Origin of the sequence: Microbacterium candidum (genome assembly GCF_030315975.1) — a bacterium.
GTDB lineage: Bacteria > Actinomycetota > Actinomycetes > Actinomycetales > Microbacteriaceae > Microbacterium > Microbacterium candidum.
In genome coordinates, this window is record NZ_JASXSZ010000006.1 from 41,942 (window position 1) to 57,876 (window position 15,935).

Below are 15,935 nucleotides of genomic sequence, written 5' to 3' on the forward strand. Positions count from 1 at the left end.
ATCGTAGTGCGACCAACTCCGGGCGCGGCAGACGGAAGGGCGAAACGGAAAGGACGGGCGGCCCCGTTCGTGGGGAGCCGCCCGTCCTGTCGAGGGGGTCGAACTCAGAATGTGATCCACTCGGTTCGGACCGTGACCTCCTCCAGCGCCTCCGGGCTGGGCGTGACGCCGATCCCGGGGCCGGTCGGCACGCTCAGCGTGCCGTCCTCGATCACGAAAGGCTCCGTGATGTCGCGCGTGTAGTAGCGGTTCGACCCCGAGGTGTCGCCGGGCAGCGTGAACCCGGGGAGGGCCGCGAGCGCGACGTTGGCGGCCCGACCGATCCCGGTCTCCAGCATCCCTCCGCACCAGACGGGGACGTCGTTGGCGACGCAGACGTCATGGATGCGGCGCGCCTCGAGGTATCCGCCGACGCGCCCCGGTTTGATGTTCACGATCGAGCAGGCGCCGAGAGCGATGGCGTCGGCCGCCGCGCGTGCGGACACCACCGACTCGTCCAGGCAGATCGGCGTCCGCACGGTCTTCGCGAGCTGCGCGTGACCGAGGAGATCCTCCTCATCCAGCGGCTGCTCGATGAGCAGGAGATCGAACGGGTCGAGGCGCGCGAGCAGATGGGCGTCGCCGCGGTGGTACGCGGTGTTGGCGTCGACCTGCAGCAGCACGTCGTCGCCGAAGCGCTCCCGCACCGCGCGCACGGGCTCCACATCCCAGCCCGGCTCGATCTTCAGCTTGATGCGCACGTAGCCCTCGTCGAGGTAGCCGGCGACGGCATCAAGGAGCTCGGGGATCGAGTCCATGATCCCGACCGACACGCCGCAGTCGACCTTCGAGCGCACCGCGCCGAGCTCGCGCGACAACGGCACGCCCTTCCCGCGCAGCTCCGCATCGAGGATCGCGAGTTCGATGGCGCCCTTCGACATCCGATGCCCCTTGAACTTCGCGAGGGCGGGCGCCACCTTCGACGCGTCGAGATCGGGCACCCGGGCGAGCGCGGGGATCAGGAAGCGTGTGAGCATGTCGACGCTCGCCTCCACGTACTCGGAGGAATACAGCGGGTCGCGCATCGCCACGCCCTCGCCCCAGCCCTCGGCCTCGTCGGTGACCGCTCGCACCACGAGGGCCTCCCGTGAGGTTGCGACGCCGAACGACGTGCGGAACGGGGACACCAGGGGCATCTCGATGACGCGGACTTCGATCCCGCTGAGCTTCATTGCACTTCTCCTCTGTCGATGGTGTAGGCGCCGGAACGGTCGAAGGAGAGCACGCGGGCTCCGTCCTCCATGAGGTCGCCGAGGGTCTCTCGCAGCGCCAGTCGCCAGCGGGTGGCCAGGTCCGGGTTCGTGCGGCGGAGGGACTCGATGTCGCGGGGGAGCGCGACGCTGACAAGCCGGGCCGACGTCTCGTGACGGGTCGGGCCGATGCCGTCGTCGCCGGTCAGCAGCGGTTCCGTGGGCATCGACGTGCTCGCGGCGAACGCGCCCCGGCAGGCTGCTGAGACGGCCGGATCGTGCAGACGCCAGGTGACCAGCATCCGGTCGGTGTCGTCCGCGCCGTTCAGTTCGTCGCCCATGTGGCCGTAGAAGTTGCGGTGATATCCCGTCGGCGTGGCCGCGAGCTTCACGAGATTGAAGTAGGCGTTCCGACTGATGAGGGGGTCGAAGGTCCAGGCGATCTCGTCGAGGCCCTGCTCCAGCGCCCAGGCGCGCTGGTGCACCTTGAGCGCGAACCCCACGCTGCGGCCGCGCATGCGCGGGGACACGCCCGCGATGTGGCTGTGCAGCGAGCGGCGCTCCGGTGCGGCGAAGAAGCCGAAGCAGGCGCCGACCAGGACCTCGCCCTCGAAGGCGCCGCCGACATAGCTCCCCGCCTTGGAGAGCGCGCGCAGGGTCTCGACGTTGACGGGCGATCGATCGCCCTTGCCGGCCCAGATGCCGCGGAACAGTTCGGCGACCTGTGCGAACTCGTCCACTCCCGCGAGGATCCTGATCTCGACGCCGGCCGCCGCAGCAGCCGTGGTGGCGGCCGAGGCGGCATCCGTGGCCTCCCGGCTGGAGGTCTCCATGATGGTCATCGCCCGCCTCCTGCGAGGACGTCGGCGACGAGTTCGCGCACGAGGGCGATGCGATCGAGGATCATGCCGACGACGACGTGCTCGTCGTCGGCATGCGCACCGCCGCCGACGGCGCCGAGACCGTCGAGCGTCGGGACGCCGATGCCCGCGGTGTGGTTTCCATCCGAGCCTCCGCCGACGGCGACGCCGTCCAGCGGCGGCTGGCCGAGGTCGGCGGCGAGCGCGCGTGCGCGGGCGAACAGGTCCGCGGATGCGATCGGTTCCATCGGGGCGCTCCTCGGACCGTCCTCGATGGACACCTCCGCACCCGGGAGGGTCGTCCGCAGCGCGTGCAGCGCCGCGTCGACGCGATCCTGCTCCGTGCGGGTGACCGCGCGGACGTCCACCGTGAAGGAGGCGGCGGCGGGGACCGTATTGCCCGCCGTGCCGGCGTGCAGCAGGGTCGGGGTCACGGTGGTGCCCGCGTCGCGGTCGCCGAGCGCGGCGACCGCGAGGATGAGATGCGCTGCCTCGACCGAGGCGTTCACACCGCGGTCGGGTTCGAGCCCGGCGTGCGCGGCCCTGCCCGTCACGTGCACGCGGTAGATGGAGACGCCCTTGCGCGCCGTCTTCAACGCGCCGCCATCGGCCGACGCCTCCAGCACGAGGGCGGCGGCGCAGCCGCGCGCCTCCGCCTCGATGAGCGCGCGCGAGGACGGGGATCCCAGCTCCTCGTCACCGGTGATGAGGATGCTCACACCGTCGCGGTCCTGGAGTGCGGCGACCGCGCGCAGCGCCATCACCACTCCCGTCTTCATGTCGAAGCATCCCGGGCCGCGCAGGACGCCGTCATCGACGCGGAACGGATGCCGCTGCAGCGATCCGATCGGCCACACCGTGTCGTGGTGCCCGAGCAGCAGCACGCGCGGCGCGCCGAAACGCCAGCGGAGGTGGGTCGTGCCATCCACGACGATGCGCTCTGGAGCGACGCCGAGCACACGCTCGCCCAGCGCCGCGACGACCTCGGCGCTCCGCGCGACCGCCTCGTGGTCTGCGGAGGGAGACTCGCAACGCACGAGCTCCCCGATGTCCGCGACGACGGCATCGATCTCGGAGACGGCGTCGTCGACGTCCGCGTGCATCGTCATCACGAGACCTTCGGTGCGGCGCGCACGCCGTAGTGCAGGTACTGCTCGCCCGTGGCGAGACGGTAGAAGACCACCGCGTTCCACGTCTGCGTGCCCTCAGGCCGGATGACGAACTCGTTCTCCTTCACGGGGATCAGCGGGTGCTCCTCGACCGGATCGGGCAGGAGCGCGGCCAGCGGCCCGGTCATCGTCGTGCGCAGTCGCAGTCCGTCTCCGGAGTCGAGGACCTCCGCCCGCACGCCGGCACGGTCGTACGTGCCGAGCAGTTCGGAGAAGTCGGATGCGAAGGGCTCGGCGGGCGGGGAGAGTTCGGCCGGCATGTGGACATCCGCGATCTCCGAGAAGATCTCGTCGAACAGCTCGTTGTAGAGGTCGCGGGTGTTGCCGCCGTTGGTGAGCAGCGTGACCGCGACGCCCTCGTCGGGCAGCACCCGCAGGAACGCGGACTGCCCGATCGTGTTGCCGTCGTGGCCGTAGAGCCGTCGCCCGTTCCAGTCGAACAGGATCCAGCCGACGCCCCATGCGTCTCCGAGCGTGTACGGGTTGGGCACGTCCACCTCGCGCTGCTGCATCCGATCCACGCTCGCCGCGGAGAGCACGCGCGTGCCGTCGGCCGCGAGGCCTCCGGACAGGTGCATGCGGGCGAACTCGAGGACATCCGCGGTCGTGGAGGAGACCAGGCCCGCCGGCCCCATCGAACGCGGCAGCATCCACGCCGGTGCGACCTTCGGTCCGTCGTCGAGGATCTCGGTGTGACCCACGGCCGCGCTGTGCAGGAGCACCTCCTCGGGGAGGGTGGCCGAATGCTCGAGTCCGAGCGGCGTGATCACCAGGTCCCGCAGAGCCTGATCCCACGTGGTGCCGGTGACCTTCTCGATCACCCGCCCCGCGAGGACGAACCCGGAGTTGCAGTACGACATCGTCGCGCCGATCGGATGGTTCTGGGCGACGCCCGCCAGGATCTCGACGTACTTCTCGAGCGCGTCGTCCCCGCGGCCGGTATCGGTGAACACGTCGCCGTCGATGCCGCTCGTGTGGTTGAGCAGATGCCGGAGCGTCACGGTGCGTGTGATGTCGTCCTCGGACGAGCGGAACTCGGGCAGGTAGTCCACGACCGGGCGGTCGAGATCGAGCAGCCCGCCGTCGACGAGCCGCATGATCGCGGTGGCGGTCCACACCTTGGTCATCGACCCGATCTGGAACAGGGAGTCGTCGGTCACCGCCACGCCCGTGCGGGCGTTGAGGATGCCGTGGTGCGCGAAGACGGGATCCTCGCCGAGCCGAAGGATGCCGAGGGTCGCGCCGGGAACTCTGTGGGCGGCCGCGAGGGTGCTGAGCCGCTGCTGCCAGTGCCGCGCATCCAGCCGCGCACGCGTCGGTCGACCGGCGGCCGGCGCGTACTGCTGGACCCAGTCGATCACGCGCTGAGAGAAGTCGGCGCGGTGCGACGGCGGACCGGACAGCGGGAACAGGTGCGAGCCGCCGGGGTAGAGCACCAGGCGGGCCGGCACATCGCGCTCCCGCAGCGCCGTGAACCACTGCTCGGCCTGACCGACCGGGCAGCGCTCGTCGTCGGCGCCGTGCAGGATCAGCGTGGGCGTCGTGACCTGCTCGACCTGGGTGAACGGAGACTGCGCTGCGATGAGGGCCTCGTCGCGCCAGGGCAGGCCGCCGTTCTCCTTCGTGGAGAGGAAGTGCCCGGCGTCGGAGGTTCCGCCCATCGAGAAGAGATCGGTCACGACACCGCCGGCGACAGCGGCCGCGAACCGCTGGTCGCGCGAGGTGAGGTAGCAGGTCATGTACCCGCCGTAGCTGTACCCGGTCACGGCCAGGCGCGCAGCGTCCGCGATGCCCTCGGCGACCAGCTGGTCGATGGGCTCCAGGAAGTCGTTCGCATCGCTCACGCCCCACCCGCCGGCGACGGCCCGGAAGAAGTCGTCGCCGTAGCCGTCGCTGCCGCGCGGGTTGAGGGTGAGGATCGCCCACCCGCGGCTCGCGAGCACCTGGTGGTAGGGGTGGATGAGGTCGGCGGCGCCGTTCCACGCGTTGTGCGGCCCGCCGTGCACATCGAGCAGAAGCGGCAGCGGGCCGGTCGCGTTCGGATCCCGTCGCAGCCAGCCGGTGACCTCGGTGCCGTCGGAGATCGTGAACCGGCGCTCTTCGGCGGGGACGAGGGCGATCTCCGGGAGACCGGATGCGGTGAGCACGGTGGTCGTCCCGTCGTTCACGTCGACCAGTGCGACCTCGCCGAACGAGTCCGGGGTCGCCCGCACGATCGCCGCGACGGTGCCGGAGACCGACAGGCCCGAGACATTCGCGGTGCCATCCACGAGGGCGCGCGCCGCAGAGCCGTCGGGCGCGATGCGCCACAGATGGGAGTAGCCGTTGTCGCGAAGGCAGAACAGGAGCGTCCCGTCGGCCGCCGCCTGCGGCATGCCCCCGGGGTAGCCGGGGCCGCCGGGCATCACGTTGCGGTCGAGCGGCGCCGTCAGATCGATCGGAGCACCGCCGTCGAGCGGGAACAGCATCAGATCGGCATTGCCGACCTCCGTGTCGGTGCGGCCCGCGGCGAGGACGTGCCGGCCGTCTGCGCTCCAGCCGACAACGCTCGCCTGCACGGCGGCCGAGGACACACGCTGCGGGGTGCTGTTCGGGTCGGTCGCGGAGGTGACGAAGACCTGGATGCGCATCGTGAGGTCGGCATCGTCGTCCGGCGCCGAGGAGAACGCGAGAAGCGCCCCGTCGGGCGACCAGAACGGATCGGACGCGTGTGCGCGGCCGCGGGTCAGCACGGTGACCTCGCCCGTGGCGATCTCGACGACGTGGAGCTGCTGAACGAGGGTGCCGAAGTGTCCCGCGCCGTCCGCCTTGTATCCGAGACGATCGGCGACGGCCGGCGCGGATCGCCGGGCGAGAATCGTCTCGGGTCCCTCGCCGGGGAGCGCGGCGGTGTCGACGGGGGCGGCGAACGCGATGCGGGCGCCGTCGGGGCTCCAGTGCGGGGCGCCGGCTCCGAGCGGCAGCGTCGTGAGGGTGCGCGCCTCGCCGCCCGTCGCGGGCAGCAGCCAGATCTGAGCCGGACCGTCCTCGGCCCGCAAGAACGCGAGCGTGGATCCGTCGGGGCTCCACACGGGGGTGCTGTCGGCTTCGCTGCGGGTGAGGCGTTCGGGAGCACCGCCGTCGGTGCGGACCTGCCACAGCGATCGGAGATCGCGGTCCTTGTCGCGGTCCGCGCTGCGCAGCGCGTACACGACGCGAGTCCCGTCGGGGGACAGCGCGGGCTGCTCGGGGGAGGAGACGGCGAGCAGGTCGTCGATGGTCGCTGGGCGGGTCATGCGGACTCCAATCAGGTGGTCGGTATTCACTGTGTCCGCACCTCGACGGCGGATGTTGTCGTCTGCGCTGAAAGGTCGGCGCCGTCTTCGGCGCGGGGCACAGTGCCGATCGGCAGCTCGGGCACAGTGCCGATCGGCAGCGTGGAACCGGTGCCGGCGAAGTGGCAGGCAGCGCCACGAGCCCCGGTGGGCAGCAGGGGGACGACCATGTTGCAGACCGCGCGATCCGAGCGGACCGCGGGCCCGATCGGGCATCGCGGGTGGAAGCGGCATCCACTCGGCGGGTCGTGCGGGTCGGGCGGTTCCACGTCCAGCGCTGCCGCGCCGTCGGTGCCGAGCAGATCCCCGTGCCGGGTGGGCGCGGCGGCGAGCAGTTCCCGCGTGTAGGGGTGCTGCGGGTCGGCGAGCACCTGCTCGGTCGGGCCGAACTCGACGATCCGGCCGAGGTACATCACGGCGACGTGGTCGCTGAGATACCGCACCACGGCGAGGTTGTGCGAGATGAACAGCATCGTCAGGTCGAGCTCCTGACGCAGCTCGCGGACGAGGTTGAGAACGGCTCCCTGCACGGAGACGTCCAGCGCCGAGGTGATCTCGTCGGCGATGATCACCTCGGGGTCCGCGGCGAGCGCACGGGCCAGCGCGACGCGCTGCCGCTGCCCGCCGGACAGTGCGGACGGGAGGGACCCGGCACGATCGGGATCGAGGCTGACCAGCTCGAGGAGTCGAGCGACCCTGGCGCGACGGGCCACAGGACCCCGGATGCTGCGCGGCAGCGCCTCGGCGATCGACTCGCCGATGCTCATCCGCGGATCGAGAGAGGAGAACGGATCCTGGAACACCATCTGGATCGGCCGACGTCGGCGGAACGAGCGCACGTCGGCGCCGTCCAGCGTGATCGCGCCTTCGCTGATCGGTGCGAGCCCGATCGCGGCGCGCGCGAGCGTCGACTTGCCGGACCCGGATTCCCCGACGAGTCCCACGACCGATCCGGAGGGGACGACGAGGCTCACGTCGTCGACCGCGGTGAGGCCGGACCGGTGCGTGCCGTATCGCACACTCACGTGATCGAAGCGCAGCTCGCTCATCGAGAGACCCCCTCGGGTTCGGGTTCCCGCTCGGAGACGGGCACGGTCGCGGTGATGGCCGGCACAGCGACGACGGGTGCGGCGCCGTCGAGGGGATGCCAGCAGGCGACCCTGTGACCGGCGCCGTCATCGACCGGTTCGGGGTCGCGCTCGCGGCACACAGCGGAGGCGAACGGGCAGCGATCCGCGAACGCACAGCCGACCGGGAACGCGCCGGGGGCCGGCGGGCGGCCCGGGATCATCCGCAGCGGCGCGTGCCGGTCGGTGTCGAGATCCGGGACGACGTCGAGGAGCGCGCGCGTGTAGGGGTGCCGGGCGTTCTCGTTCAGGCTGGTCGCCGGGAGGTCTTCCACGATGCGGCCCGCGTACATCACGAGCACCCGATCGGACGTCTGCGCGACGACGGCGATGTCATGGCTGATCAGCAGGATCGCCGCCTGGGTGTCGCGGCGGATTGCCGCGAGCAGCTGCAGCACCTGACGCTGCACCGTGACGTCGAGCGCCGTGGTCGGCTCGTCGGCGATGATCAGCTTCGGGTGGTTCATCAGCCCCATGGCGATCATGGCGCGCTGCCGCATCCCGCCGGAGAACTCGTGCGGGAACTGGCGGGCGCGCCGATCGGCCGCCGGCACGCGGACGGCCTTGAGGCGCTCGATCGCGCGGTCCATGGATGCCGCGCTGCTGAGCCCCTGGTACTCCGATGCGGCCTCGGCGAGCTGCGACCCGACCCTGCGGGTCGGGTTGAACGAGGTCATCGGATCCTGGAACACCATCGCGAGCGACGTGCCCAGCAGACGTCGTGTCGCCCGTTCGGGCGTGTCGAGCAGGGGGGTGCCGCAGAACTCGAGGCGTGCGGCCGACACATGGCCCGGCGTCTCGATGAGCTGCGCCACCGCCAGGGCGGTCAGGCTCTTGCCGGATCCGGACTCGCCGACGACCCCGACCGCCTCGCCGCGAGAGATCGAGAAGCTCACGCCGCGCACGGGGGTCACCCGGCCGTCTGCGGCGGGGAAGGACACCCGCAGGTCGTCGACGATGAGGACGGCGTCGTCGTCGACGACGGCCTTCGCGGGCTCGGAGGCATCTCTCGGCGCGGTCTGGCGGAGCGGGCGGGGGTGACGCGCGGTGCGGCCCCCGAGGGCTGCGGCCGCCGTCTCGCCGAGGAGGTTGAAGGCGAGTCCTGCGATCACGACCGCGGCAGCGGGGCCGAGGGCCGCCGCCGGGTTCAGATAGATGCGGTTGAGCCCCTCGCCGAGGAGCCGCCCCCAGTCGTATGCGGGCGCCTGCACTCCGAGGCCGAGGAACGACAGGCCTGCGAAGGCGAGCAGCGCACCGCCTGCGCCGATCGTGGCGTTCACGATGAGCGGCTCGCCGATGTTCGGCAGGATGTGCCGGGTCAGCACACGGAACCGGGAGACTCCGGCCACGCGGGCCGCGGCGATGTAGTCGCGCCCGGCGATGGCCGCGGACATCGTGTGGGTGAGCCGCGCGAAGCCCGGCGCCATCGCGAAGCCGATCGCGAGGACGGCGCCCGTGCTGCCCACGCCGAAGATCACGGCGAAGAACAGCGCCAGCAGAAGGCCGGGGAAGGCGACGGCGATGTTGACGAACGTCGACAGGGCCCGGCCGGCCGGGCGGGGGAGCACGGCGGGCGCCGTGCCGAGGATCGTTCCCGTGACGACCCCGATGACCACCGCGGCCAGCGCCAGCTCGAGGGACAGGCGCGTCGCCACGAGGACCCGCGCGAGCACGTCGCGGCCGAGGGCATCGGTCCCCAGCGGATGCGCGAGGCTCGGGCTCTGATAGATCGCGGCCGGATCGATCTGCGCCGCTTGGGCGCCGCAGATCATCGGTCCGAGCACCGCGACGAGCAGCAGAAGGCCGACCAGGACGAGCGACACCAGCCCCAACGGCGACCGGACGACGGCCTTCATCGTGGATGCGGCGGACATCACGCCTCCTTGATCGTCGAGCGCGGATCGAGGACGGCGAGGCCGATGTCTATCACGAGGTTCACCAGCAGGACGGCCATGCCGTAGACGAGCACGATCGCCTGCACCACCGGATAGTCCTTGGTGAGGATCGACTGCACGATCATGGTCCCGAGCCCCGGCCAGGCGAAGACGTTCTCCACGAGGACGGTGCCGGTCACCATCCCGGCCAGCAGCAGTCCCGTCAGGGTGAGAGTCGCCGTCATGGCGTTGGGCAGCGCGTGGCGCGTGTAGACGCGTACGGGATGCAGGCGCTTCGCGCGCGCCGTGCGGATGTAGTCCTGCCCGAGGACGCCCAGCACCTCGACACGGACCAGGCGGGAGAAGACCGCGATGGGGCCGATCGCGAGTGCGGCGACCGGGAGCACGAAGAAGATCGGTCCGCCGTATCCCGCGACCGGGAACCACCCGAGTTGGACGGCGAAGAAGTAGACCAGCCCGACCGCGAGGAGGAATTCGGGGATGGCGGCGAACACGACGGTGACGATCGCGAAGCCGAGCTCCAGTCCGTGTCGTCGCCCGGCGCGCGTCGCCACCGCCATCGACACGCCGATCGGCACAGACGCCAGCAGCACGACGAGCACGGCGAGCAGCGCGAGCTGCAGGGTCGGAGGAAGCCGGGTGGCGATGATGTCCGACACCGGCTGGTTGGTGATCATCGAGACCCCGAGGTTGCCGTGGGCGAGGTTCCCCAGGTAGGTGAAGTACTGCACGATCAGCGGCTGATCGAGTCCGAGGGCCGCACGCCGCGCGTTGACGAGCTCTGCCGGCGCGGCGAGACCCAGGGCGGCGCGCACGGGGTCTCCCGGGACGAGGTGGATCATCAGGAAGGTGGCCGTGACCAGCACCCAGACCGAGAGGAAGAACAACCCCGCGCGGCGGGTCAGGAAGGACAGCCACGGGCTCCGCGAACGCGCGGATCGGATGAGTATGGCCCGTGTGGCGGTGGTACTGGTCACGACTGGTTCCTCACAACCTCGTTCTCGCGATGCCGGTTTCAGATGCGCGGCGCGGCCCGCAGTCCGATGTGCAGGAACTCCGTGCCGTCCGCGGCGGTGAGGAAGCGGCCGAGCGCGTGCCCGTCTGCATCCCGGAGCAGCAGATCGGCTCCGAGCCGCGCGCGCACGGTCGGCAGCGGAGGGAACCCCTGATCGACGAGGTCCTGCCGCAGCTCCGGGGTCACCACGATGTCGCCGCCCTCGAGCGTCACCACGTTCTGCCAGAGGTTGACGTCGTAGCTCCCGACGACCTCTTCGGGCGACGGATGCGGCACGGCATCCTCGGCCGGGGCGGGATGGATGCCGCGCAGATTCTCCAGGCACCACGACACCAGCTGCGGTCCGAGAGGGCTCGCACCATTCATCAGGACGGTGACGGCGAGGTCGTGGTCGGGAAGCAGCACCATCTCGCTGAGCTGGAGGTTGGAGATGTTCCCCCCGTGCCGCACGACGCGCGCGTCGCCGACGTGCGTGAGCAGCCAGGGGAGGCCGATGGCCTCGAGGGGCGGGCCCACCTCGATGTGTGCGCGCTGCATCATCCGTCTCGTCTCGTCGCCGATCGGCGCGGGGCCCTGCGCCTCTCCGCGGAGATGGAATCGGGCGTACCGCAGCTGGTCGCGCACCGACGAGAGCAGCCCGCCCTCGGGCGCCATGTCACGGGCGAGCCCCCACACAGGGGCCGGCTTCGGCATGCCGTCCGCGACGGTGTGGCCCACCGCGACCGGTCGTACGATCCCCTCCCACGGGAAGTACACGCTGTCCGTCATGCCGAGGGGGTTCAGCACGGTCCCTGCGATGAGATCCTCGAATGGCCGACCGGCCACGACGGACGTGAGATGGCCGAGCAGGCGCAGCCCGGCGTTGCTGTACGACGCGATCGATCCCGGTGCGAAGAGCTGCGGCAGCTCACGGAAGCCCGCGATGCTCCGCGCCAGCGCGTCCGCGCCCCAGTCCTGGGGGTCGTCGTCGATGTCGCCGAGGAACCCTCCGGAGTGGGTGAGCAGGTGCCGCACGAGGAGCTTCTCCTGCGCCTCGGGGTCGGACAGGCGCAGCTCGGGCAGGAGATCGACGACCCGGGTGTCCAGGTCGAATGCGCCCTCCTCGATGAGGTGCATGGCCGCCGTGGCGGTCACGGTCTTCGAAGTCGATCCGATCGCGAACAGGGTGTCCGCGGTCACCGGGGCGCCGGTCACGGTGGACGCGACGCCCGCGGTGAGCACGTGATCGGAGTCGCCGTCGACGATGCCGATCGCCACGCCCGGCACGTTCATCTCACGGACGGCGGCGTCCAGGAGCCGTTGCAGCTCGTCGAGCACGATGTCCTCGCTCACTGGTACATGCGGATCGACGTCGGGTCGATCCCGTCTCCGACGGTGAACGTGGCCTTGTTGCCGAAGGTGGGGACGGCGAGGTTCGCATAGGGGACCACGGTCGAGGTGGTCATCAGCGCCTTCTCACCGGCCGCCCAGTCGTCGCAGCCCTCCGTGCCGGCCTTGGTCGACGCGGCCGTCACCGAGGCCTTGTAGTCGGCGTTGTCGACCCCCGCGAAGTTCGTGCCGTTGGGCGATGCCGGGCCGGAGTAGAACGGCACCAGCTGCGAGGGCAGTCCGACCGTGAGCGCGGCGCCGGAGATGTCCCAGTCCCCCGTGGAGAACAGGGTCTCGCTGAGGGTCGGCCCGTCGACCGCGGTCACGGTCACGGTCGCGCCGGCCTTCTTCCACATCGACTGCAGGAGTTCGGCGGCCGCGGTGCCGGTGTCGCCGAGCTGGGTCGAGTAGATCATCTTGAGCGCGAGCGGCTTGCCGTCCTTGGTGCGGACGCCGTCCGAGCCGAGCTTCCATCCGGCGGCATCGAGCGCGGCGCCCGCGGCCTTCGCGTCGTAGCCTGCGACGTTCCCCTTCACAGTGTCGGCGCGGCAGGGGTTCGGAACGACGGTGACGAGGCCGGTCGGCTCGACGCCACCGAGGACCTGCCGGGCCTGGGCCAGATCCAACGACTGTGTGAGCGCCTTGCGCACGGCGGGATCCGCGGTCGGGCGGCCCGAGGCCTGGTTGTACGTGAGCTCACCGGCAGGAGTCACGATCTGGGCGCTGAAGAGCTTCGCCTGTTCGAGGCGCTTCTGGTCCGGCCCCGTGACATTGGCCGCATTGACCTCTCCGGAGAGCAGGAGGTTCGTCGCGGTGGTCTGGTTGGGGATGACGCGGAAGACCGTCTTGTCGGGCAGGCCCTTCTGAGCCGCATCCCAGTTGCCGGGTCCCCACGTGAAGTCCTTGCGCCGGGTGAGCTCGTACTGGCTGTTCGGCGTGACCTGGGTCATCGTGAACATCCCCGTGGCGCCCTTGCCGGCGGCGAGCGCCTTGGGGTCCTTCATCACGGTGCCGCACACGATCGGGACGCTCCCGACGTTGTCGAGGAGGAACGCGTCGGGGTGGCCGCTGGTCACGGTCACTGTGCGGGCGGCGTCGTCACCGACGGCCGTGGTGCCCGGCTGCACCTGGAGCCCCAGCAGGGGAGAGGCCGTCGCCGGGTCTGCGATGTGGGTGATGTTCGCCGCGACGGCCGTCGCGGTCAGCGGGGTGCCGTCCTCGCAGGTGACCTTGTCGCGCAGAGTGAAGGTGGCGGTCGTGGTGTCGGCGGTCCACTTCTCGGCGAGGCCGGAGGTGACGGTGCCGTCGTCCTTCACCTCGACGAGTCGCGCGTACAGGAACCGGTCGATGTTGCGGGCCACCGACAGGACGGTGACGAACGGATCCAGGGAACCGGGGTCGGTGGCGATGGCGTATGTGAACGTCTTTCCGTTCGCGAGCGCGGCGTCATTGCCGGCTGCGGTCGCGCCGCCTCCGGCGCACGAGGTCAGGGCGAGGGCGGTCGCGCCGAGGAGCGCGATCAGCGGAATGCGGTGTCGCATGAGATGTCTCCAGCAGGTGTCGTGTGATGCGGGATCGAAGGAAGTGATGCGGGATCGCGAGGAGCCCAAGGGCGGGCGGACCGGCGCACCGGTCCGCCCGCGGGTCAGGATGCGGCAGCGCGCAGTCGCTCCACGGCGGCGTACCCGGCCTGGCCGATCGCGGCGTCGACGCGGGGCTGCCGCTCGGCGAGCGTGTGCGCCCGGGTGAACACGGCGACCGCGTACTGGCGGCCGTCGGGATAGGTGACCACGCCGGCCTCGTTGCGCCAGGTGGGCAGGGTTCCGGTCTTCGCGGCGATCTGCACGCCGGAGGGGAATCCGGAGGTGAGTCGGTGCGGCCAGATCTGCTGCGCCATGATGGCGCGCGCCTGGGCACAGGCCTCGGCGGGGGCCGCTGTATCGGTCCACAGCGCTGTCAGCAGAGTCGTGATGTCACGCGGGGTGGATGCGGACGTCCGGGCCGGATCCAGGGCGCCGATCCCGAGCAGTCGCTCTGGACCGGCCGCGCCGAGGAGCTCGTCCAGATCGTCGCCGTCCTCGCCGTCCAGATCCGCGACGACGGAGGCGAACAGATCCTCGCAGCAGCCGATCAGTCGTGTGTTCTGCAGTCCGAGGTCCGCGATGACGCGATCGACGGCGTCAGCGCCGAGACGGTGGTACACGACATCGGTGGCCGCGTTGTCGCTCATCGTCATCATGTTCTGAGCGAGATCCCGCCAGCTGGCCTGAACGTCGTCGGAGAAGCCGGCGGTGCCGATGCCGCCCGTGCGGTACCGCGCGGTGACGGTCGTCCTCTCGGTCGGATCCAGCTGTCCGGCGGCGACCGCGCGGACGAACGCCGTCAGGACGAGGATCTTGAAGACCGACGCCAGGACAACGGGCTCGTCGGCGCCGCAGTCCACCTCGGCATCGCCGTCGACGCCGATCTCCCGCGCGTGCAGGAAGCCGTCCGCGCCTGCGTCGGCGAAGATCTCCGCGATCGCGGGATCGGTCATCGTCCCGGCGTCCGTTCCGATGGCGGTCATGCGCCGACCCTCCGGTCGGCGCGTCCCGTGTGCAGGTACAGCGCGTGGCCGTCGCCGTCGTCGCCGACGAACGCGTGCGGCATGTGCATCCCCTGCGACGCCGTCCGGGGGAGCAGGGTCTCTCCGCTCCAGCCGACCAGCTCGACAGGCTCCGGGGCGGGACCCAGAGTTGCGAAGATGCCCTTCATGGTCCGCGTCAGCCAGATCCGCCCCTCGTCGTCGATGCTCACCGTGGAGTCCGACACCGACGAGGAGTAGGTGCCGAGGATCCGCTCGAGGTCGACGGGCAGGGCGACCTCCGGCGGGGTGGGCAGCGCGGGCACGGAGACGCCGGCGAGCGCCGAGAGCACTCGGCTCGTGATGGTCGTGTACGCGTCGACCGTCTGCCCGCCATTGGTGAGGATCGCCACGGCGACTCCCGCCGAGGGGACCATCCGCAGGAACGAGCTCTGGCCGATCGTGCCGCCGTCGTGGCCGATGACGGGGCCGCCGGGCCAATCGAAGATCTCCCAGCCGAGGCCCCAGGCGTCTCCCAGGACGCCGAGATCGGGGAGGGTGACCTGGCGTTCCTGCATCGCCCGTACGCTGCTTCCCGAGAGCACTCGCGTACCGTCCGCGGCGACGCCGCCCGCCAGATGCATGCGCGCGTACGCGAGCAGGTCGTGCGCGGTCATCGCGAGCATCGATCCGGCGGGGGCGTTCGACCGTACGAGGCTCCACACCGGTGCGGGGACAGGCTCGCCGCCGTCCTCTGCGGGGAGATGTCCGAGAGCGGCGCGGAACATGATGGCCTGGGATGCGTCGGTGGCGACGTGCGTGAGCCCGAGCGGCGCGACGAGATGCTCTCGCAGCGCCTGGTCGTAGGGCTTCCCCCGCAGGACCTCGACGATGCGGCCGAGGACGACGTAGGCGGCGTTGTTGTAGGAGAACCGCTCGCCGGGGGTGAACAGCTGCGGGGTGTCTCCGATGGTGGCGAGATACTTCTCGACCGCGTCGTCGCCCGCGCCTGTGTCGTTGAAGAGATCGCCTTCGAAGCCGCTGACATGGCTGAGCAGCTGACGGGCGGTGATCGCGCTCGCCGCCGCCTCGTCGCCGACTTCGAACGCCGGCACCACGTCGCGGACGGGCGCGTCCAAGTCGAGCAGGCCGTCGTCCACCAACTGCATGATGAGCGTCGCGGTCCAGGTCTTGGTGATCGAGCCGATCTGGAAGACCGAGTCCTCATCGGCTTCGACCCCAGTGTTGCGGTTCAGGATGCCGGCGGCGGTCGTGAAGATCTCGCCGTCGGCGGTCAGGATCCCCACGGATGCGGCGGGGATGTGCGCGTCGGCGATGATGCGGGGAAGGTTGTCCCGCACCCAGGCGCCGACTTCGGTCAGATCGGACATGAGC

The 15,935-nt window shown here is 70.8% G+C and carries 11 protein-coding genes; all 11 read right to left on the reverse strand.

The window, feature by feature from the left end:
- Window positions 1–104 precede the first annotated feature (104 nt).
- Window positions 105–1,211: an o-succinylbenzoate synthase gene (gene menC, locus QSV35_RS16625; RefSeq protein ID WP_286289943.1), complete on the reverse strand. Its 1,107-nt coding sequence runs from the start codon at window positions 1,209–1,211 to the stop codon at window positions 105–107.
- Window positions 1,208–2,071 carry a GNAT family N-acetyltransferase gene (locus tag QSV35_RS16630; RefSeq protein WP_286289944.1) on the reverse strand — a complete coding sequence of 288 codons (864 nt, stop codon included), beginning with the start codon at window positions 2,069–2,071 and terminating at the stop codon, window positions 1,208–1,210. The genes menC and QSV35_RS16630 overlap by 4 nt, the downstream gene beginning before the upstream one ends.
- Window positions 2,068–3,198 (reverse strand): M20 family metallopeptidase, encoded by a 1,131-nt coding sequence (locus QSV35_RS16635; RefSeq protein WP_286289945.1) that lies wholly within the window; start codon window positions 3,196–3,198, stop codon window positions 2,068–2,070. Before QSV35_RS16635 ends, QSV35_RS16630 begins: the two co-directional genes overlap by 4 nt.
- Window positions 3,198–6,533, reverse strand: a complete 3,336-nt coding sequence (locus QSV35_RS16640) for a serine hydrolase (RefSeq protein WP_286289946.1) — start codon at window positions 6,531–6,533, stop codon at window positions 3,198–3,200. The genes QSV35_RS16635 and QSV35_RS16640 overlap by 1 nt, the downstream gene beginning before the upstream one ends.
- A gap of 26 nt (window positions 6,534–6,559) precedes the next feature.
- The gene (locus QSV35_RS16645; RefSeq protein ID WP_286289947.1) at window positions 6,560–7,621 is read right to left on the reverse strand and encodes an ABC transporter ATP-binding protein; all 1,062 of its coding nucleotides are present in this window, start codon (window positions 7,619–7,621) and stop codon (window positions 6,560–6,562) included.
- Window positions 7,618–9,573 (reverse strand): dipeptide/oligopeptide/nickel ABC transporter permease/ATP-binding protein, encoded by a 1,956-nt coding sequence (locus QSV35_RS16650; protein WP_286289948.1) that lies wholly within the window; start codon window positions 9,571–9,573, stop codon window positions 7,618–7,620. The genes QSV35_RS16645 and QSV35_RS16650 overlap by 4 nt, the downstream gene beginning before the upstream one ends.
- Window positions 9,573–10,571: an ABC transporter permease gene (locus QSV35_RS16655; protein ID WP_286289949.1), complete on the reverse strand. Its 999-nt coding sequence runs from the start codon at window positions 10,569–10,571 to the stop codon at window positions 9,573–9,575. Before QSV35_RS16655 ends, QSV35_RS16650 begins: the two co-directional genes overlap by 1 nt.
- A gap of 38 nt (window positions 10,572–10,609) precedes the next feature.
- Window positions 10,610–11,941, reverse strand: a complete 1,332-nt coding sequence (locus QSV35_RS16660) for a serine hydrolase domain-containing protein (RefSeq protein ID WP_286289950.1) — start codon at window positions 11,939–11,941, stop codon at window positions 10,610–10,612.
- Complete coding sequence (locus tag QSV35_RS16665; protein ID WP_286289951.1) at window positions 11,938–13,518, reverse strand: ABC transporter substrate-binding protein; 1,581 nt, start codon at window positions 13,516–13,518, stop codon at window positions 11,938–11,940. The genes QSV35_RS16660 and QSV35_RS16665 overlap by 4 nt, the downstream gene beginning before the upstream one ends.
- Window positions 13,519–13,622: 104 nt before the next feature.
- Complete coding sequence (locus QSV35_RS16670) at window positions 13,623–14,543, reverse strand: serine hydrolase (protein WP_286289952.1); 921 nt, start codon at window positions 14,541–14,543, stop codon at window positions 13,623–13,625.
- The gene (locus QSV35_RS16675; RefSeq protein WP_286289953.1) at window positions 14,540–15,931 is read right to left on the reverse strand and encodes a serine hydrolase domain-containing protein; all 1,392 of its coding nucleotides are present in this window, start codon (window positions 15,929–15,931) and stop codon (window positions 14,540–14,542) included. The genes QSV35_RS16670 and QSV35_RS16675 overlap by 4 nt, the downstream gene beginning before the upstream one ends.
- Window positions 15,932–15,935 lie beyond the last annotated feature (4 nt).